This window comes from Sporolactobacillus shoreicorticis, assembly GCF_024125445.1.
Classification (GTDB): domain Bacteria; phylum Bacillota; class Bacilli; order Bacillales; family Sporolactobacillaceae; genus Sporolactobacillus; species Sporolactobacillus shoreicorticis.
In genome coordinates this window covers 18,053-38,413 of the sequence record NZ_JAMXWM010000037.1, presented here as the reverse complement: position 1 = coordinate 38,413, position 20,361 = coordinate 18,053, and the positions used below count along the sequence as shown (strand labels likewise).

The following is a 20,361-nucleotide window of genomic DNA, read 5'->3' as shown; positions in this document are numbered from 1 at the left end:
GATCGGATCGCTATAAAAGAAGCATATAAGTGATTTTGGGCGAATCTGTTGCGCGTTGGAGATGAACGAGGGCTGCCTCCATTATCGATGGGGCTATGCGTAAAATGCTTGCGTTTTGTACTTTATTTAGAAGAGCGGCGGATTGAGTCTGGGGACAGCAATTGTGAAGGAGTTCGTTGTATTAGAGGAAGGATCGATTTGGGTTCAGAATCTGAAGCCGTCCGGCTGAAGACGAAAAAGTGAACCCTCATGAACTTGACCAAAGGACGGAATTTGTGAGGTAACCAGGTGATTGCAGGAAAAAAGCGCCTGAAATGGCGCTTTTAACAAAAGTTAAATGACTTCGCCTTCAGGATCCTTTTGAAAGAAGTATTTCATCGCATGGTAGACATCGCTTTTTTGCTTTAAAATGAAGGAATGAAAAGCTTCGTTTTTAATACTCCGATAAGCGCTCATCAAGGTACTGGATCGATGATAGGGATTAATTTCGCCATATCCGAAGAAATCGGTAATGTCCATGATTTCATTAACCAGGCGCGTGCATTTCGGATTATCAGACGATAAGTTGTCTCCGTCGGAAAAATGAAAAGGATAAATATTGTATTTTGACGGCGGATACGATGAGTGAATCAGTTCCAGCGCTTTAATATAAGCCGAAGAGCAGATCGTTCCGCCGCTTTCGCCTTTTGTGAAGAAATCCTCTTCACTCACCACCGTCGCTTCAGTATGATGCGCGATGAACTGGATGGTCACTTTTTCATACTTGGTCCGCAAAAAACGATTCATCCAGAAGAAGAAGCTGCGTGCAATGTATTTCTCCCAAACCCCCATCGAACCGCTGGTGTCCATAAGTGCGAGTACGACCGCACGGCTCTCAGGTTTAACGATCGTTTCCCAAGTCTTGAACCTCAGATCCTCCTCATGGATCGGATGAATCTGCGCTTTTCCGGATCGTGCATTCCGCTTTATTGCCGATAAAATCGTACGCCTTTTGTCAATGTTACCCATCAGTCCTTTACGGCGAATATCGCGATAATCAAGGCTGTTGACTGTAATATCGGCTTCCAGTTTTCTTTTGAGATGAGGCAGTTCCAGTTCTTTAAAAAAGAGGTTTTCGATTTCCATAATGGATACATTTGCTTCATAATAGTCGATACCCGGACGGTCTCCGGCGCCCTTGCCTTTTCCGGCGCCTTGCTGCGCCTGCTGCTTCCCAGGTGCCTTGGCGATGACATCGCCCACCTTGCTTTTGCCGTCTCCCTGGCCAACATGTTTCGTCTTGTCAAAATTGTAGCGTAATTTGTACTCATCCAAAGACCGAATCGGGATCCGTGTCATTTTTTTGCCGTCTGAGAGAACGATATTTTCACTGCTGATCAGATCAGGAAGATTATTTTTAATTGCTTCCTTAACTTTTTCAGCATGCCGGCGCTGATCCTGTTCACCTTTTTGATTCAGATCCCAATCTTCTTCGGAGATTAAGAAGTTACTCATTTTGAATCCCTCCTTTAATTTACACAATGAGCCGTTCAAGATGTTGCTACTTCGAGGGTTGATTAATTTAGTTTATGCACATTGATCAGAACTTTGACAGCTTTTCAGCAAAGATGATGTAATTGACCATGAATTTTTGCTTCCGGAGCACGAATAGTCGCCTATAAAAAAAGAAAATATAAATCTTAAAAGATCAGCAGAAGTTAGCATAAGCAATCCGGCAAATAAGTGAGTTTCGACTAGAAGGAACTTCCGCTATAGGCGCACCTCCTGAACAACACGGAAGTTACCGTATTCTGCGTCCCACTGGACATTAGGCCATCCATGACCGTCGCAACGGCGACTTCATCTGAACCGGGAACTTGGTGAAGTCAAGTTTTCTAATAAATATTTGTGACAAATATAGAAATAAACGGTGCACATGTTAAAATGGAGATCGAGACCACTGAGAAGGGTTGTATTTGATGATTAAAGCAATTGTGTTTGATTTTGACGGAGTAATTTTAGATAGTGAACGGATCATGTATTTGGTTATGCAGAACCTGTTTCATCGATACAAAGTGGAGCTTCCGCTCAGCATTTGGAGTCAGGCGATCGGAACGCAACACGGATTTGATTCCATTGGATATCTTGAAGAACATGCCCATATGAAGATCGACAGAGAGGCCTTTCAAGAAGAACGTTATGCCTTATTTAATCAACTGGTGGACAAGGAAGAAGTGCTTCCCGGTGTTAAATCAGTACTGAATCAGGCACAGGAACTTGGTTTGAAGATCGGGTTGGCAACGAGTTCAAAGGGGGACTGGCCACGCAAGCACCTCAGCCGGCTGGGGCTCTCCGATTATTTTATGAGTATTAAGTCGTGGGATGATGTTACAAAAGTGAAACCAGATCCCGCGTTGTACAATAAATCGTTGATTAGTCTTGGCGTAAATCCAAAAGAAGCTATTGCCATTGAAGATTCCTTCAACGGATCCCTCGCCGCGAAACGCGCCGGCATGTACTGCATTGTTGTTCCAAACGCGGTCACCAAGCAAATGCCGTTCGGTCACGTCGACGGCAGCTTCAATTCACTTCAAGACGTGTCCTTGGAGAAACTTATTCGTTACTTTTCACCTGAATTAAGAAAAAAAGCGTGAATTTCTGTGCGGGAATGATTCGTTGTCCCGCTTAATAGGAATGACAGCGGTTTTTTCTATTTTGATATATAATATTAAGTGGAATTATCTTTGGATCAACTGAAAAGTTTTAACTTAAAATGGGGTGAGCACATGGGTTGGAAAACGGTGTATGAGAAGTGGAAGTCCAATGCGGCTTTGGATGCGGATCTGAGAAAACAATTGGATGCACTTGCTAAAGATCCTGAAAAGCTCGAGGACTGCTTCTATACAAATCTTGAGTTCGGAACAGGCGGTATGCGTGGTGAAATCGGACCGGGCACAAACCGCTTAAATATCTATACGATTCGCAAAGCTTCAGAAGGTCTGGCACGTTATATTCTCAATGCCGGAGAAGAAGCGGTAAAAAGAGGCGTTGTGATTGCACATGATCCGCGTCATTTCTCTGCAGAATTTACATTGGAAGCAGCAAGGACGTTAGGCGCTCATGGAATCAAGACTTATATATTCGATGCACTGCGGCCGACGCCGGTTTTATCTTTTGCCGTGCGCTTCTTAAATGCATTCTCGGGTATTGTGATTACGGCAAGCCATAATCCGCCTCAATACAACGGTTATAAGGTATACAATGAATTTGGCGGTCAGCTTCCACCGGCAGAGGCCGATGAAGTGATTCGCTTCGTCGCATCCGTGAAGGATGAATTAGAAGTGCAAGTTGCGGATGTGGATGAACTGAAGAAAAGTGGTGTTCTGGAGGTAGTCGGAGAGAAAGTTGATCAGGCCTATCAAAAGAAGGTAAAGACTCTGTCGCTTAATCCGGGTGTCATTCAAAAGGTCGGCTCCAATTTGAAAATTGTCTACACGCCGCTTCATGGAACAAGCTATCATCCGATTGTTGACGGATTAAAGAACTGGGGCTTCACCAATGTAACCGTCGTAAAAGAACAGGCAGAACCCGATCCGGAATTTTCAACGGTAAAATCACCGAATCCTGAAGAGCATGCTGCATTCAAAATAGCCATTGAATACGGCAAGAAGCTGGATGCAGATCTTCTGATCGGTACCGATCCGGACTCCGACCGGCTTGGGGTTGCGGTCAAAAATAATCAAGGCGAATATGTTGTTCTGACGGGCAACCAGACTGGCGCTGTCCTATTAAACTATTTGCTGACACAGAAGAAGGAAAAAGGATTGCTGCCGAAGAACGGTGTTGTTGTCAAGACAATTGTGACCTCTGAAATCGGACGGACAATTGCGGAAGCATTCGGCATTCCGACGATTGACACACTGACCGGATTTAAATTCATCGGTGAGAAAATCCACGAGTATGAACAAAGCGGCAAGTACAGTTTCCTGTTCGGCTATGAGGAGAGCTACGGTTATCTGATCGGCTCCTTTGTACGCGATAAAGATGCTGTTCAAGCGGCGCTGTTTGCCTGCGAAGCTGCAGCATACTTCAAGTCGCAAGGAAAATCCTTCTACGACGCACTTCAGGATGTATTCAAGCAGTACGGCTATTTTGAAGAAGGGCTTGAATCGCTTACGTTAAAAGGAATCAGCGGGAAGGAAGAGATCGATTCAATCATGAATGATTTTCGTAATCAGCCGCCTGATGAAGTAGCAGGCGTTCCCGTAGCGGTGATCGAAGATTATAAAAAATCCGAAGCGGTGGATGTAGTAGCAGGTGCGACATCGACGATTGAACTACCTGTATCCAATGTACTGAAATACAAGCTAAGTGATGGTTGTTGGTTCTGCCTGCGTCCTTCAGGGACAGAACCGAAAATTAAATTCTATTTCGGTGTCAAGGGCAGTGATGCAGCTGACCGCGATAAGAAATTTAATGCAGTGAAAAAGGCCGTTATGGACCGAGTACACAGTCTGGTCGGGTAAAACGGATTGTTCGAGAGAAGATTAAGCGGCAAGCATTTATGAATCACATGAATTATGTATATAATTAAGATAGAATGATTGAAAAAGCATTCGCAGCAAAGTGACGAATCAGAATGGTGAAATTCATTTTGGTTCGCAGTGCGAGTGCCTTTTTTACGGAGGGATTCCTTTGCCTTAATTGATGATTTGAATGCTAAGAGTGGAATTCATAGGAGGAAAAAATGAATCAGTTACAGCAGGAATTAAAAAGACGTCGTACATTCGCCATCATCTCTCATCCGGATGCAGGAAAAACGACGCTGACTGAGAAGCTGCTGGTACTTGGCGGTGCCATTCGAACAGCTGGTGCGGTCAAATCACGCAAAGCCGAAAAATTTGCGACTTCAGACTGGATGGAGCTGGAGAAGAAGAGGGGCATCTCGGTGACCTCCAGTGTTATGCAATTTGAATACGATGACTATAAAATTAATATTCTTGATACGCCTGGACACCAGGACTTCAGTGAAGATACGTACCGAACATTGATGGCTGTCGACAGTGTTGTCATGATTATCGATGCGGCAAAGGGCGTCGAACCCCAGACCATCAAATTATTTAAAGTCTGCCGTGACCGGGGAATCCCGATTTTTACATTTATCAACAAGCTTGACCGGCAAGGAAAAGAACCACTTGAACTGTTCGAAGAGATCGAGAATGTGCTCGGTATTGATTCATACCCGGTTAACTATCCGATCGGAATGGGTCAATCATTCCGAGGAGTCTATGATCGGCAGGAACATAAAATAGAATGGTATAACGATAAGAGAGAACGTCAGGTTCAAGAATTAGGCGAAGTGGATGAACTGTCTGAGATTTTAAAGGATACGGTCGACGATTATACACTCAGCCAGCTTGAGGAAAATTTGATGCTGCTGGATGAGGCGGGAAGCGGCTTTGACTTGGAAGCCGTCAAAGCAGGCAAGCAAACGCCGGTATTTTTCGGAAGTGCAATTTCAAGCTTTGGTGTACCGACTTTTCTGGAGCATTATTTGAAGCTGGCTCCGCAGCCGCAGCCGCGTCAGTCAAGCGCAGGCATCATTCAGCCGGACGATCCTAACTTTTCCGGATTTGTATTTAAAATTCAGGCAAATATGAATCCGGCACACCGTGATCGAATTGCATTTTTGCGCATTGTTTCTGGTAAATTTGAAAAAGGAATGAGTGTGTATCTTGATCGTACCGGCAAGCAGTTAAAACTGGCCCAGCCGCAACAATTTTTTGCTGACAGTCGTGAATTGATTGACGATGCGTATCCGGGTGATATTGTCGGACTCTATGACACCGGGTTTTATCAAATCGGCGACACAGTGTGCCGTTCGAAGGATACACTTAATTTCGGGGCGCTCCCGCAGTTCTCTCCGGAACACTTTGCCAAGGTGCGCGCGAAAAACGCAATGAAGCAAAAACACTTTCTGAAAGGCGTCAGCCAGCTTGCTCAGGAAGGCGCGATTCAGGTGTACAAAACACAATATGAAGAGACAATTTTAGGTGTAGTCGGAATACTGCAATTCGATGTTTTTGTCTATCGAATGCAGGCTGAATATGGTGTTGATCTCGACATTGAACATATGCCGCATCAAGTGGCGAAATGGATTGCCAATCGAGAGGAAGCGGACACACTTCGCCGCAATGCCAATAATCTGGTTGTTTCCGATTATAAAGATCGTCCAGTTATCATTTTTGAAAACGACTTCTCCCTGCGCTGGTTTCAGCAGAAGCATCCGAAAATTGAGCTTCGCGATTCCAGCCATAATATGTAAAATAAGAAATGATAAAACGCCCATGTCCCGCAGCTCTTTAAAGCAGGATATGGGCGTTTTGAAAGGAAAAGAAGAGGCTGCCTCAGAGTCGTTTTTCGACTTTGGGGCAGCCTCTTTGGATAGTTTAGTTCTAATCGTTTATTTATTTTTCTACTGTATCACTGAGTTCTTTACGCACTTCGTTGGCAGCTTCGACCATGTTTTTGAGCGCGGGGATTGTTTCCTCCGGCCGGCGCGTTTTCAGTCCGCAGTCCGGATTGATCCAGACGATGTTCGGATCAAGCACTTTAAGTGCGCGTTCTGCGTAAGATTTCATTTCTTCTACGCTAGGAATACGCGGGCTGTGGATGTCATAGACGCCGAGACCGATGCCCTTTTTATATTCGAAATCTTCAAAGGTAGAAATGATCTCACCATGACTGCGCGCAGCCTCAATTGAAATTACATCAGTGTCCAACGCGTCGATGGTATCGATAATTTCATCGAATTCCGAATAACACATATGTGTATGAATTTGCGTATCATTATTAACGAATGATGTTGCCAGTCGGAATGAATAGACGGCATCATGCAGGTAGCCCGCTTTCTTGTCTTCCTTCAATGGAAGACCTTCTCGCAGTGCCGGCTCATCTACTTGGATCATGCGGATATCTGCTTCTTCAAGCGCATGCACTTCTTTCTTTAACGCAAGTGCGATTTGGTTGAAGACGTCGCCTTGGCTGATGTCGTCGCGGACGAATGACCAATTGTAGATGGTGACCGGACCGGTGAGCATGCCCTTTACCGGTTTATTCGTCAGAGACTGTGCATAGGCACTTTCCTTTACTGTCATTGGCTTCTGCCATGAAACATCTCCGAAGATCAGCGGCGGTTTAACACAGCGTGAGCCATAGGATTGAACCCATCCAAAACGCGTGAAGGCAAATCCATTCAGTTTTTCACCAAAGTATTCAACCATGTCGTTTCGTTCGAATTCACCATGAACGAGAACATCAATACCAAGGTCCTCCTGAATCTGAATCCACTTTGCCGTTTCGTCTTTAATGAATTGTTCATAGCGTTCTTCGGACCATTCGCCGCGTCTCCAATTACGCCGTGCCTGGCGGACTTCCTTCGTCTGCGGGAAGCTTCCGATCGTGGTGGTCGGAAGAGGTGGCAGATTGAAGGCATCGGCTTGTATTTGCCGGCGCAGTTTATAAGAGCCGGGACGTGTCGGCAACTCTTCATCTAATAGATCAATTTCTTTTTGAACTTCTTTATTGTTGCGGTGTTCGGATTGCTGCAGTGTCTGTAGATCCGCACTGTTTTTCTGAAGGGTGCCATCGATTGCGGTTTCGCCCTCATTAAGCCCCTCCGCAAGCGTAACGACCTCGCTCAGTTTCTGATCAGCAAATGAGAGACCATTCAGGAGTATCGGGTCAAGAGCGGTTTCATTGGAAAGGGTGACCGGTACATGGAGCAGGCTTGATGATGGTGTGATCCACAGATTTCCGTGATCTTTAACAGATGAGAGCAGTGTCTGCAGTTCAGTTAGAGTCGCTTTTAAATCAGTCTTCCAGATGTTTCGGCCGTCGACGACGCCCACGGCCAGCACCTTGTCTTCCGGGAATCCGTAGGCTTTGAGTGATGCCAAGTTTGTTTCTTTGCCATAAACGAAATCAAGTCCGATGCCATCTACAGGCAATTGAATGACGTCTTTGTAGTCATTGATCGCTTCAAAGTAGGTTTGCAGAAGAAGCTTCAAATCAGGCACACCGTTTTTAATAAATCGATAGGCTTTAGTGAATGCGGCAAGATCTTCTTTGCTTTGCTCCTTAACAAGAATCGGTTCATCGATCTGCACCCATTTTGCCCCAGCTTCTTTCAGTTCTTGGAACACCTGTACATACAGTGGGAGCAAACTATCGAGCAGCGCATTAAAATGATCCGGCTCATAACCCTTTGACAGTTTTAACAGCGTTACCGGTCCAACGATAACAGGCTTGGTAACGATGCCGAGTTCCTTCTTTGCTTCATCGAACAAATTAAGGAGACGGTTTTCCGTCAGATAGGGCTTGGTTTCATTGCTGATTTCCGGGACAATGTAGTGATAATTAGTATTAAACCATTTGGTCATTTCCGATGCCTCAAAGTTTTTGCTTCCTCGGGCAATTGAGAAGTACGTTTCAAGCGAAATTTCTTTTTCATCTGATTTAAAACGGTCGGGAATTAAACCGAAAAGAACAGCAGTATCAAGGACATGATCATAAAGGCTGAAATCTCCGACGGGAATCAGGTCGACGCCAATATCTTTTTGCTTTTTCAAATAGCTCAAGCGCAGGTTTTTGACCGTATCTAAAAAAGTTTCTTTTGAAATTTTACCTGCCCAGAATTGTTCAAGTGCCTTTTTCCATTCTCTTTTTTCACCGATTCTCGGGTATCCGAGATTCGCGCTTAATACTTTACCCATGACTTCATCCTCCTGTAATCTGTAGAGAAAATTTTTCGAAGGGGAAAAACAAAAAGGCCTCTCAAAAAGAGAGGCCTGAATGATCATCCGCACTCTCTTATCTGTCAAGATTTCAAAACACAAATCTTGCTGGAATTAGCACCTTTTCATAAAATGAAAGGTTGCCGGGCTTCACAGGGCCAGTCCCTCCGCCGCTCTTAATAAGAGTTTAATTAAGTTAATTCGAATAGTAACATGGAAATTGAGATTCGTCAATGCTTTACACGAAAACGAAAAAGGGTTGACTTAAATCATTTAAAAACGAATTTAAAAACAGCAGGATCTGCACCTGATTCCTATTCACATTTTATCTTCATATGACGATAGAAACAGTGGGTACGTCTCTCAAACATGAATGAACAGCAGCGAAGATACGATGAGGGTGAATACGAAATGAGCGAGCAATTTAATCGGGATCAATGGCTGGAAGCAGTGAAAAAGCAGATCACGGATCAATCGATTGCCGACCCTTCCGTTTTAGGACGGATTCGGCTGGCACAAATTCGAAAATTTGATCTGCAACTATTGAAATGGATGCATCCGTATCTTATTAATCGTTGCAGCAAAATTACCGATCAAATGAGCCAGCATACACTCGATTTATATAAAATGCAGAGCATGGTTCCGTCTCAGGAAACAAAAGAATACTTAATAAAAATGTATGAAGAACAAACTCGATTTCTTTTCAATGGAGTTCTTGATGGCCGCTTCTTAACATTTTGTGACCAAAGTGCACTTTTTTTCCTTAACAAGAAGCTAAGCATTGCAAATCAAGTTGCTCTTTTTAGCCTATATCATCGAGCGCTTATAGAAACGGTCGAACATGAGGTCAATTATCCTGAACAGGCATTACTATTATCTGAATCTCTAGACAAACTCCTTAGCCTGGAGCAGCAATTGATTCTGGAACGTTATCAGCAGTTGAAGCACGCACGTGAACTTGAAAAAGAAGAAGTGATTCGCTTTAGAGCCTACCATGATGCCCTGACCGGTCTTCCCAATAATCTGGTGGCAGAAGAGTTGGTAGATGATTTGGTCAACAGATATAACCAAACCAGGCGGTCGTTCTCAATACTGAAAATAAATATTGACCGTTTAAAGATGATTAATGAAATTTTCGGAAGGCAAATAGGGAATGAGCTATTGATTGCTTTGTCCGGCAGAATGAAGGAGGCACTTGAACGTTTTAATGCAGAGTTGTACCGTATCAGCAGTGACGAATTTATGATTATCTGCAAGGATTGTTTGAATAAACGGGGCTTAGTCCAAGTCATCGAAATGTTATTGCGAACAACAGAACAGCCTTATCATATTGATGGAAAAGAAATTTATGCGACATTCAGTATCGGCATCTCGCAATTTCCATATGACGGAAGCTCAAGTGTGCAAATAATGGCGAGCGCAGAGGCAGCGTTAAGAGAAGCAAAGAAAAGCAGCAGAAAAAGTTTTTTCTTTTACAACAATGAGCTTCACCAGAAGCTTCTCATGAGGCTGAATACGGAAAATGAACTGCAATCCGCATTATATAATCACCAATTTGTTTTGTACTACCAGCCTCAGGTTGATGCATGTAGCGGGACACTGATTGGTGTTGAGGCTTTGGTTCGGTGGAAACATCCGGAACGCGGAATCGTTCCTCCGAGCGGGTTTATTTCGGTCGCTGAAGAAACAGGAATGATCCGTGACATTGGCTGGTGGGTGCTTGATGAAGCGTGTCGGCAGATGAAGAAATGGCAGGAGCGGGGGCCGCTCAAAGTGCCGATTTCGGTAAATCTCTCGTTCAATCAGTTTCATGATGATTCATTAGTGAAACGTGTCTGCTTTGCGTTAGAAGCAAGCGGTCTTCAACCTGAGTATCTCGAACTGGAAATTACGGAGTCGACGATGGCAGAGGATTTGGAACGCTCAATCAGACGATTAAAAGAGATTCGGGCACTGGGGGTCGGCGTCAGTCTTGATGACTTCGGCACCGGATATAGTTCACTCAGCTATCTAAAGAGCCTGCCGATCAATCAGCTAAAGATTGATCGTTCCTTTGTACTTGATATTGCGCAAAGCAATCAGGATCAAGCGATTGTAACGGCAATTGTATCAATGGCTGAACATCTATGGATTGATGTTATTGTTGAGGGAATTGAGACAAAGGAGCAATTGCGGGCGATTGAATCATGCCGCTGCCGTGCCATTCAGGGTTACTATTATAGTCGTCCGCTCGCTGAAAACGATTTTTCAGATAAATATTTGGCATAAAACAATGATCTCTAATGTGAATGATTCCTTTTTAAAAAGACTGGGTTGGTAAACGGGGGATTCTTTTCACTAGAAAATAAAAAAGCTTGAACTGATTGAGATTGGCTTTCCATCGTGATTGAATGACGACGGAGGATTGGAGGGATTTAAATGCCATTAGTAAAAAGAAATGATAAAAAAATTTCGTGGTTAAAGAAGGCCGAATCGGAAGATGTGCTTATCGACATTTCGGACGCGGGTGTGGCTGAAAAGCTGGAGATGCTGCATATTAATGAATATGACCTTCAAATAATGAAAATGATGCGGCCATTTGTAGAACAGGAAATTGATCGAATGGCATATGAATTTTACTCCAGCTTCACCCAGATTGATTCATTGAGAAAGATTATTGAAAAATACAGTACAGTGGAGAAGTTGAGCAAGACGCTTGCGGCGCATGTACTGGAACTTTTTTCAGGAGTTATTGATGAGGCTTTTCTTAATCGCAGATATCGCGTCGGCATCATGCATTATCGAATCGGATTGACTCCGCCCTATTACATGGGAACCTTTCAAAATCTGCTTTCGAATCTGATTACCATTGTCTTGACTCATGTTGCAAAAACAAAAGAAGCCGATCGCGTGATTCGTTCAATTAACAAAATGATCAGCTTTGAACAGCAAGTTGTTCTCGAGGCCTATGATGAAGAATATGAGAAAATGCTGAAACAGGAGTATGAAACCGGACGCTCAGATCTGCGGACGGCGATTCTTCAGGTCAGCAATCAGCTGACACAATTGTCTGAACAAAACAGTCAGTCGGTTCATCACTTGCTTGAACAGTTTAACATTGTCCGTGAGAACTCAAAAAAAAGGAATCAGATGTCTCAGGCTGCAAAGCAGCATGCATCAGAGGGACAGAAGCAGTTGGAACAGCTCTTTGTTGAAGTCATGGCTGCCAGCAGCTCCGTTCAAGAAATGGGGAAAATGGTCGGAGAACTGGAAAATTCTTCAAAGCAAATCGGACAGGTCACCTTATTAGTTAAAGAAATATCTGAACAAACCCATATCTTGGCGATTAATTCGGCGATTGAAGCGGCTCGGGCAGGTGAATACGGCAAGGGGTTCACTGTTGTTGCGCAGGAAATTCAAAAATTAGCAGAGGAAACGAATCAAGCAATGGTTCAAATTTCCGAATTGATTAAAAAATCAACGACGGTTACCGGTGAAGTCGTCGTTTCACTTGATAAGACGACAGCGATTATTCAAAAAAGCATGGAAGAATCCATGCATACGGGCGAAAAATTTGAATTTGTAATTGAATCTGCAGATCAAAATAATTCATTATCCGGAGTCACGGACAAAAGTATTGGCGAATTAGCGTTGATTACCGATCAATTAAGTAGCGGCATAGAGACTTTGAGTGCTTCAGCTGAACAATTAAAAAGCCGGTTGTAATTCATCAGAGATACAAATTGATACCATAAAAGATGAGAACAGACGAAACCTATCGTGTGTTCTTTTTTTCGAGATGATCGTAACCGGTGATGGTATCGTTGGTTTGTTTGTGAAAGGCTTAAGCTTCTTATAAATGGGACAGTAAATAGCAGCGAACAGCGTGATAGGGCTTTGCTTCGTGTAATTGATGCTCTGATCCCATATTTTGGTGATATAAGATTTTGATTATTACGAAGTTTATTTTTGGAAATGAAAAATTATTTTCTGTACAATAGAATTAAAGATCGAACGAATCGGAAAACTGCGGAATCGAGGGAGCCTATGAATTCGAGCATTGAAGCGCATCAAATGATTTCAGAACTGATTGACCATGTGGAAACAGTTGTTGTCGGAAAAAGAAAAATTGTAAAGCTGATGATTACCGCACTCGTTGCAGGCGGTCATGTGTTGATTGAGGATATACCCGGAGTTGGAAAAACCGTGCTGGTTCGTGCCATTGCGAAATCAATCGGAGCTGATTTTAAACGAATCCAGTTTACACCTGACTTGCTCCCATCAGACATTACTGGTCTCTCGATCTATAATCAAAAAGAAGCACGCTTTGAATTCCGTCCCGGACCGTTAATGGGCAACATCATTCTGGCCGATGAAATTAACCGCACATCGCCTAAGACTCAATCAGCACTGCTCGAAGGCATGGCTGAGGGGCATGTTACCGTAGACGGGATCACAAGGCCGCTTCCTGAACTTTTCTTTGTCATGGCGACACAGAATCCGATTGAATATGAAGGGACATACGCTTTGCCGGAAGCGCAGCTGGATCGTTTCTTATTAAAATTATCCATCGGCTACCCTTCTCGCAGGGACGAACTCTCGCTTTTGGATCGAGCGCCTGATCATCATCCGCTTGGCAGCCTGGCTCCAATTCTAGGAGTGGATGATATTGTTCATATGCGTCACCATGCTGCCTCTGTATATGTTTCAGAAGCAATGAAAAACTATTTGATGGACATTGTTCAGTCAACGCGCGAACATTCGCTGATTACGCTTGGTGTGAGTCCGCGTGGAACCCTTGGTTTTTTGCGAGCGGTACAAGCCTGTGCGTTCATTGAGGGACGTGATTATGCCATTCCGGATGATGTCAAGTCCGTGGCGCCGTATGTGCTTGCTCATCGCATCATTCTTAATCAAGAGGCGGTTTATGAAAATACGGATGCACTTTCGGTGATTCAAGAAATTGTCCGCACAACGAAGGTGCCGGTGTCGTTGAAGGAATCTGTTAAATGACACGTCATTGGCTAAAGAAAGGTTCATTACGACCGATTTTATCTGCCGCACTCGGATCGATTATCGCTGTTTTCCTGTTCCTGTTTGTGCTTGCTCAGGGAGGATTCCTAGGGTGGTTTCTGTTCTACACATTTGCTCCTATTGTTCTCTATCATTATTTGCTGCTTTTATATCCTTTTCAATCAATCAAAATTGAACGATTGATCAACGGACATCACTTGTTTGCCGGAGATACGCTCCATTTAACGATTCGTTTAAAAAGGCGTTGGACCGTTCCTTTCTTTCTTATGACCATTAACGAATACTCGGATCAAAGTACTCCGCCCATTGCAACGCGCAAGGCAGAATTACTTGCCTGGTTCACGCGAGAAGCAAGTCTTCCGCTGGCAGCAGAACATATGCGGAGAGGTACGTATCATTTAAACACAATTGTTCTGGAGATCGGCGATCCATTTGGATTATTCAGACGTTCCGTTTTGTTAAACAAGAAGACGGTTGTCTATGTTTATCCGAATGTGCGTCAACTCTCAATGACGGAATTAGAGATACAGCGGCGAATCGGCGATTCCAGCGGTCAAGAGACGGATTTGGCAAATTTTTCGGGCGTGCGTGCCTATCGTCCGAGTGACAGACCCTCATGGCTGGACTGGAAGTCGGCGGCCAGAACCAATACACTCGTTACGAAACAGTTCGAACCGGAGCATGAACGTAAAGCTTCAATTGTTTTGATTTCACGGAAGCATGAGGATGACAACTGTTTTGAGACGGCTGTCTCCTATACCGCGTCTCTCGTTAAATCTTTACTTGAGTATGGATTTACGGTTCGGCTTACTTATCGCTCAGGAAGGGCTCCTTTAGTTCTTCAGGAAAACACGGTGCAGAACCTGAATCTGACTTATACGGCTTTAGCCAAGCTCACAAAGGATCAGACATTGGAAACAAGTGATGTGCGCATGTCCGGAAACAAACATTATCTAGGCTATGCGGTAAGCACGGATATCCGATTTGCCGAAGTCATCGGTGCTTTTGCGACAAGAAGCAAGCAGCGGCAAGTTATGTATTACATTTCCAATAAAACAGATGAAAAAAATCTCGAAAGCTTAAAATCCTCATGGCTTAGATTAAGAATCGTTGCGGAAAACGAAAGCAGGTGAATGAGCTTGAGTGAGCGACTTTTTACAAAATTGACGAATGCGGTCATTTACGGACTTGCCGGTTTTCTCGTGTGGCTGTGTGCGAAACCACTCATCGAACTGACCATTCTGAATTCCAGGCCGCTGCTCATTTTTTTTATCACGGTAATGATGCTGATGTTTTATCTGAAACTACCTGGATGGCTTTGTTCTTCGGTGTGCGTATTGATGATTCTGCATGCCGTACACTTTTACTTCTTTTATAATGAACCGTTGCTGAGTTTCGATTGGCTGGTTCAGCTGAGTGCAGATATAGGCGATAATTTAAGCCGTATCTGGCAAGGTGAAATGGGACAGATGACTGATTTATTCAGCGCTTTTATGTTCTATATTCTTTTTGGCATGATCACTTTCGCCCTCAGATACTGGTTGCGGAAGGAACAGCTTATTTTTTTGATTGCGCTCGCAATTGTATGCAGTGTGTTAATTGATACAATGACTGTGTATCATGGCGCCACATCAATTGTTGCAATGGTTGCGACCGCACTTTTTATGCTCAGCATTCAGAAATGGCAGCTTTTCTCACTAAAATATCCCGAGGGAAAAAAATTGAAGAGCGGCTTGCCCTGGTTCGCTGTATCAGGTTTTGCTATTGCGATCCTTTTAATTGTGGGTTTACTTATGCCGAAACCAGGCAGCCAATGGACAGCGCCATCAAATTACTTGAATGGATTGGGGTTTACCTTTTTCCAAAACGGCTCCTTTTTTTCGGGAAATCAACGGATCGGTTACGATGAAGATGACACGCGTCTCGGCGGATCCATTGGGATGGATCAGACCCCTCTGTTTACAGCGGCAGTGAGCGGGAATCCGGGTTATTGGCGTGTAGCGCACAAGGATCATTATACCGGCCGAGGCTGGAGCGATGGCGAACGCTATTTTTTACCGGCATCCGACCGAAATGCTTTTTCCACGATGCTTTCCTTGTATGAAGCGCAAACGAAGACAATTAATCAGACGGCAGTTCTTCGCTTTGAACGTTCAAGTCCGGCAATCTTGCCCTATACCGGTGAGCCGAAATGGGTTGAAGTGCCTGGAAAACGTCTGAAAGTCGATCAATTAACCAGTCAACTGCAGACCATCGATGAAAAAAAGGCTTCTTCGGAGATCTTAGATTATGCAGCGCCTGTCTACCAAACCGAAAAACTACGGCAGACGACCGAAAGTGATCCCGAGGAGATCCGGAGTCGCTATCTGCAAGTACCGCAGGATTTGCCGGACCGCGTCCGCGCGCTCGGACGGCGTCTGACAGCGGGGCACAGCAATCGGTACGATCAGGTCAAGGCGGTAGTGAATTATCTCAGGTCGTCTCGATTCAAATATTCGACAGACAATATTCCTCGACCGTCTCGTAATCAGGATTATGTCGACCAGTTTCTTTTCGAATCAAAGGTAGGATACTGCGACAACTTTTCAACGTCGATGGTCATCCTGCTTCGATCGGCGGGAATTCCTGCACGCTGGGTAAAAGGGTTTACCTCGGGCGAGTATCAAGAACAGCTTCAAGAAAAAATCAATGGCAAAACGGTTGATTTGAAGCAGTATCAGATCACGAATGCGGACGCACATTCGTGGGGAGAGGTTTATTTTCCAGGGAGTGGCTGGGTTACATTTGAACCCACGCCTTCATTCAGTGATCCGAGTCAATTTGTCGCTAATTCATCAAACAACAGATCGTCGCAATCAAATTCGGATCAATCATCTGGGAATTCAGAGACAGCCGAAAATCAACAAGATGCCTCATCACAGAAAGACAGCGAATCAAGCAGACAGGCGAAGGATAGGACTGACCAGCAAACAGAGAGTGTTCAAAAGAAACGTCATTCTGCGAAGGCAACACCCGGTCCCGGTATTCATTGGCAGTATGTTGGCTGGACGGCAATGAGCGTTCTGCTTATCGGGATTATTGTTGCATGGTTAACACGAAAAAAATGGCTGCGTGCCGTTTATATCCGCAGAATTCAAAACAATCCGCTCGGCAGCAGTCAGGATTTCCAAAAAATATACAGGCTGTTGCTCCTGGTACTCCGGTTTGATGGAATGAAACGTTCGGAATCTGAAACCTTGCGAGAATATGCAAAACGTGTGGGGACGGCTGCCGGAGAAGAACTGTTTTGGCTTACGGAACGCTATGAACAAATGATTTATTCGAACAATCACCAATTAACCTTGAGTGATTCAGAACACATTCGTTCACTTTTGGATCGCTGGATCAATAGTCAACGTTCAAAAATCAAACGTGTCAAGGAATAAGTCAACCGGCTTATTCTTTTTTCGTAAAGTATTTCTCTGTACCGCTTAATTCTCTTCTGGGCATTTGCCGGGTATAATCCGGCAGGCTAGGTTCATATGATGAAGAATAAAGTCATTGCGCCTAGCGGCTATGACACAGAAAGGATGCTGCGATCCGATGAAAAAAGATGATCATAAAGAGCTTGAACGATCGATTGATGAAATTACGGAGATTGCAGAAGGATTCGGACTTGACTTTTATCCCATGCGGTATGAAATCTGCCCCGCAGAAATCATTTATACATTCGGTGCGTACGGTATGCCGACACGATTCTCTCACTGGAGTTTCGGCAAACAGTTTTACAAAATGAAGCTGCAATACGATTTGGGACTGAGCAAGATCTATGAATTAGTCATCAATTCCGATCCATGCTATGCTTTTCTGCTTAATACCAACAGCCTGGTTCAAAACAAAATGATTGTTGCCCATGTACTTGCCCATTGTGATTTCTTTAAAAATAATGTTCGTTTTATCAATACGAGACGTGATATGGTTGAGAGTATGAGTGCAACTGCGGAACGAATTCATAATTATGAAGAGCAATACGGAAGCAAGAACGTAGAGAAATTTATTGATGCGGTGCTGGCGATTCAGGAGCATGTCGATCCTCGGATTATACGGAAGGGTGATTGGCTGGACAGTAAACCCGGCAAACCGGTTAAGAAAGGGAAAAAACCGCTGTCCCAGTATCAAGATCTGCTCAATTTGGATGACAAAGACAATCACGTTGAAGAGGAAACAGAAGATACTAAATTTCCAAATCGTCCTGAGAAGGATCTGTTGTTTTTTATTGAGGAATACAGCAAGGTGCTTGAGGACTGGCAGCGGGACATCTTGACGATGCTTCGAGAGGAAATGCTCTACTTCTGGCCGCAGCTGGAGACGAAAATTATGAATGAAGGCTGGGCTTCCTATTGGCACGCGCGTATCATGCGCGAACTGGATTTGACCTCCGACGAAGCGGTCGAATTTGCCAAGTTGAACGCGCAGGTTGTTCAACCATCGCATCAAAGCCTCAATCCGTATTACCTCGGCCTAAAGATTTTTGAAGATATTGAAGAGCGCTACAATCATCCAAATGAAGAAATGCTTTCTTTCGGCGCCGAGGAAGGTTCCGGCCGTGAGAAGATCTTTGAAGTGAGGGAACTTGAATCGGACCAGTCATTTATCCGAAATTATTTAACTAAGGAGCTTGTACAGCGCGAAGACTTGTTTTTATTCGAAAAAAAAGGCGATAAGTATGCCATAACAGACAAAGATTGGAAAAATGTCCGCGATCAACTCGTATCCATGCGTATTAACGGCGGATTCCCCTATATCGTTGTCGAGAACGGCGATTACCGGCACAACGGCGAACTGCTTCTGAAACATCGCTATGAAGGGACAGAGCTTGATGTCCGTGATCTTGAAGGCGTTCTCAAGTATCTTGTTCAGCTGTGGGGACGCCCGGTTCATTTGGAAACCTATATTGAAGATCATCCGGTTCTTTTCAGCTTTGAAAACGGCGAAATGAGACGAAAACGATTGGATGCTTAAATAGAGAGTTGGAGCATGAAAAAACAGTCTCCCCCATTTTGAGAGACTGTTTTTTACTGTCTCAATCTTTATCACTGCTTAAAACCCTCTTCACATTTCTCCCCTAAACTGATTATAGGAAGCCAATCATGCTAAGGAGCTGAGCAAATTGAGTTTCTTTCGAAAATACAGCATTAGTTTAGTGAGTCTGCTTCTTATTGTATCCATGCTTTATATTCCGATGATGATCCATCCCCCGGTTTCGTCTCAAATTACCAAGAACGAAGAACGGCCATTAATTGCTAGCGAAAAACTGGATCGGGACTCTGCCTTTAACAACAGTCAAATGATTGTTCGGAGCGAGCGAAAGAACTTTGTGTATGAACCGATTCTTAAATGAACGCAGAGAAAGCGAACTTACAAAGTGCTTCTATGATAGCCATTCAATCTGAAATTTTGCACATCCACGGATAAATGGAAGAATTGACAGATCTTCGTGAATGATGTTGCCAACGATATTTACTTTTGGATCCGCAGGAAGGTTACCTTTTGTGATCTGAATCTCACCTTGATATCTTCCATACAGATTGTTGTCGATTGTAATCGAACCAAGTGGCCTTGGCTTGGAATGATGATTTGGAAGAATGGGTGTCTCAACAAGGTGCATCGTTCTGGATTCCTGCGATCGGATACAATCTCGTGCTTCATCAGGACGGTTGGATTGAGGTGCAGCAATGGACTGAAGTAAAGGTAGATTGCTCACTTGCGGATGAGCATGCAACAGAAAAATACCGTTTTTCCAGGCTGTGATTTGCTTAAGGCTGTAAGCACTTAGTTCAGGATCACCAAGAATGAGATCATCCACTGATTCATGATCTAAATCTAATAGAGAGGCGAATGGAGTCAGTGCACGATGATCTTCAAGTGTTGGCAACCCTTGGTAAATCGGACCGCGTTTTTCTTTATCACCGGGGAAAAACGCGGCAATAGACAGTCCGACACTGCGCAACAGGTGATTACATTCTCGAAAAGCACGACGTGAGAGCCCCGTTTCCGGACGCGGATAAAAATTATGACAGGCTGTTACTTGATCTACATTCATACCTTTATCTTTCATGACTTGCAGTGAGGAAGAGGTTAGGGTACTCGCATTCAAAACAATTGGAATTTGCTTTGATAGTTGAGCGACTATTTGTTCATTAAATCCTTCATCTAGACGAAGCGCACTTATGCCCAACTCTTTTAATCGGTAAGCGTTACGGAAGTTTAGTTGAAGCACCTTTAAAGAATCTGCAGCGATATCGATCGTTAAACTCATAGTTAATGTTTTTGCAAGTGCACCTAGTTCGTAGAGTCTCTCACGATACACATCCGAGTTTTCTTCTGGTATATGAAGCGATGAAAAAATCATTTCAAAACCGTGCGCATTGTAATTTCTTATTTTCTCTTCCTGTTCTTTAATTGATTTATTTAAATAAACGGAAAAGCCGAGCATACTGTTCACTCCTGATCATTGATTTAATCAAAAAGACAGTGTTGTTCAATTTATCTGAGTCTATTGAGCTGATAATCAGGTCGATCTATCAATCATAGT

13 protein-coding genes and 1 riboswitch are annotated in these 20,361 nt (G+C 43.9%); of the genes, 10 read left to right on the top strand and 3 right to left on the bottom strand.

Translation table 11 applies throughout. From position 1 onward, the window contains the following. Positions 1-333 precede the first annotated feature (333 nt). Positions 334-1,494 (bottom strand): sporulation protein YhbH, encoded by a 1,161-nt coding sequence (yhbH, locus tag NIE88_RS20230; protein ID WP_253065160.1) that lies wholly within the window; start codon positions 1,492-1,494, stop codon positions 334-336. Between the two features lie 464 nt (positions 1,495-1,958). Here yhbH and NIE88_RS20225 point away from each other — a divergent pair, with 464 nt between their 5' ends. The 3 genes from NIE88_RS20225 (at position 1,959) to NIE88_RS20215 (ending at position 6,304) form a co-directional block, all read left to right on the top strand. After that, positions 1,959-2,633 carry an HAD family hydrolase gene (locus NIE88_RS20225; RefSeq protein WP_253065159.1) on the top strand — a complete coding sequence of 225 codons (675 nt, stop codon included), beginning with the start codon at positions 1,959-1,961 and terminating at the stop codon, positions 2,631-2,633. Positions 2,634-2,765: 132 nt separating this feature from the next. After that, positions 2,766-4,505 (top strand): phospho-sugar mutase, encoded by a 1,740-nt coding sequence (locus NIE88_RS20220; protein WP_253065158.1) that lies wholly within the window; start codon positions 2,766-2,768, stop codon positions 4,503-4,505. Between the two features lie 221 nt (positions 4,506-4,726). Further along, positions 4,727-6,304: a peptide chain release factor 3 gene (locus tag NIE88_RS20215; RefSeq protein WP_253065157.1), complete on the top strand. Its 1,578-nt coding sequence runs from the start codon at positions 4,727-4,729 to the stop codon at positions 6,302-6,304. 142 nt (positions 6,305-6,446) lie between these two features. Here the strand turns inward: NIE88_RS20215 and metE are convergent, their stop codons facing one another. Further along, positions 6,447-8,753 carry a 5-methyltetrahydropteroyltriglutamate--homocysteine S-methyltransferase gene (gene metE / locus NIE88_RS20210; RefSeq protein WP_253065156.1) on the bottom strand — a complete coding sequence of 769 codons (2,307 nt, stop codon included), beginning with the start codon at positions 8,751-8,753 and terminating at the stop codon, positions 6,447-6,449. Positions 8,754-8,847: 94 nt separating this feature from the next. Next, positions 8,848-8,960, bottom strand: a riboswitch (SAM riboswitch). Between the two features lie 225 nt (positions 8,961-9,185). Here metE and NIE88_RS20205 point away from each other — a divergent pair. The 7 genes from NIE88_RS20205 to NIE88_RS20175 all read left to right on the top strand — a co-directional run bounded on the left by NIE88_RS20205 (position 9,186) and on the right by NIE88_RS20175 (position 19,167). Next, positions 9,186-11,042, top strand: coding sequence for a putative bifunctional diguanylate cyclase/phosphodiesterase (locus NIE88_RS20205; RefSeq protein ID WP_253065155.1), 1,857 nt, complete (start codon positions 9,186-9,188; stop codon positions 11,040-11,042). A gap of 150 nt (positions 11,043-11,192) precedes the next feature. Further along, entirely contained in the window at positions 11,193-12,479 is a 1,287-nt protein-coding gene (locus NIE88_RS20200) for a globin-coupled sensor protein (protein WP_253065154.1), read from the top strand. Between the two features lie 321 nt (positions 12,480-12,800). After that, positions 12,801-13,766, top strand: a complete 966-nt coding sequence (locus tag NIE88_RS20195) for an AAA family ATPase (RefSeq protein ID WP_253065153.1) — start codon at positions 12,801-12,803, stop codon at positions 13,764-13,766. Beyond that, positions 13,763-14,920, top strand: coding sequence for a DUF58 domain-containing protein (locus NIE88_RS20190; protein ID WP_253065152.1), 1,158 nt, complete (start codon positions 13,763-13,765; stop codon positions 14,918-14,920). The genes NIE88_RS20195 and NIE88_RS20190 overlap by 4 nt, the downstream gene beginning before the upstream one ends. Positions 14,921-14,926: 6 nt before the next feature. Then, positions 14,927-17,212: a transglutaminaseTgpA domain-containing protein gene (locus NIE88_RS20185; RefSeq protein WP_253065151.1), complete on the top strand. Its 2,286-nt coding sequence runs from the start codon at positions 14,927-14,929 to the stop codon at positions 17,210-17,212. A gap of 157 nt (positions 17,213-17,369) precedes the next feature. Further along, entirely contained in the window at positions 17,370-18,788 is a 1,419-nt protein-coding gene (locus NIE88_RS20180; protein ID WP_253065150.1) for a SpoVR family protein, read from the top strand. A 148-nt stretch (positions 18,789-18,936) separates the two neighbouring features. Further along, complete coding sequence (locus NIE88_RS20175) at positions 18,937-19,167, top strand: hypothetical protein (RefSeq protein WP_253065149.1); 231 nt, start codon at positions 18,937-18,939, stop codon at positions 19,165-19,167. Positions 19,168-19,197: 30 nt separating this feature from the next. On the opposite strand, the gene NIE88_RS20170 is transcribed toward NIE88_RS20175, so the two are convergent. Beyond that, on the bottom strand, positions 19,198-20,262 hold the full coding sequence (locus NIE88_RS20170; protein ID WP_253065148.1) for a DUF871 domain-containing protein: 1,065 nt from the start codon (positions 20,260-20,262) through the stop codon (positions 19,198-19,200). Positions 20,263-20,361: the final 99 nt, after the last annotated feature.

Coding starts and splice junctions, on each gene's coding strand:
- yhbH (WP_253065160.1), bottom strand. CDS start 1,494: ATGAGTAACTTCTTAATCTCCGAAGAAGATTGGGATCTGAATCAAAAA.
- NIE88_RS20225 (WP_253065159.1), top strand. CDS start 1,959: ATGATTAAAGCAATTGTGTTTGATTTTGACGGAGTAATTTTAGATAGT.
- NIE88_RS20220 (WP_253065158.1), top strand. CDS start 2,766: ATGGGTTGGAAAACGGTGTATGAGAAGTGGAAGTCCAATGCGGCTTTG.
- NIE88_RS20215 (WP_253065157.1), top strand. CDS start 4,727: ATGAATCAGTTACAGCAGGAATTAAAAAGACGTCGTACATTCGCCATC.
- metE (WP_253065156.1), bottom strand. CDS start 8,753: ATGGGTAAAGTATTAAGCGCGAATCTCGGATACCCGAGAATCGGTGAA.
- NIE88_RS20205 (WP_253065155.1), top strand. CDS start 9,186: ATGAGCGAGCAATTTAATCGGGATCAATGGCTGGAAGCAGTGAAAAAG.
- NIE88_RS20200 (WP_253065154.1), top strand. CDS start 11,193: ATGCCATTAGTAAAAAGAAATGATAAAAAAATTTCGTGGTTAAAGAAG.
- NIE88_RS20195 (WP_253065153.1), top strand. CDS start 12,801: ATGAATTCGAGCATTGAAGCGCATCAAATGATTTCAGAACTGATTGAC.
- NIE88_RS20190 (WP_253065152.1), top strand. CDS start 13,763: ATGACACGTCATTGGCTAAAGAAAGGTTCATTACGACCGATTTTATCT.
- NIE88_RS20180 (WP_253065150.1), top strand. CDS start 17,370: ATGAAAAAAGATGATCATAAAGAGCTTGAACGATCGATTGATGAAATT.
- NIE88_RS20170 (WP_253065148.1), bottom strand. CDS start 20,262: ATGCTCGGCTTTTCCGTTTATTTAAATAAATCAATTAAAGAACAGGAA.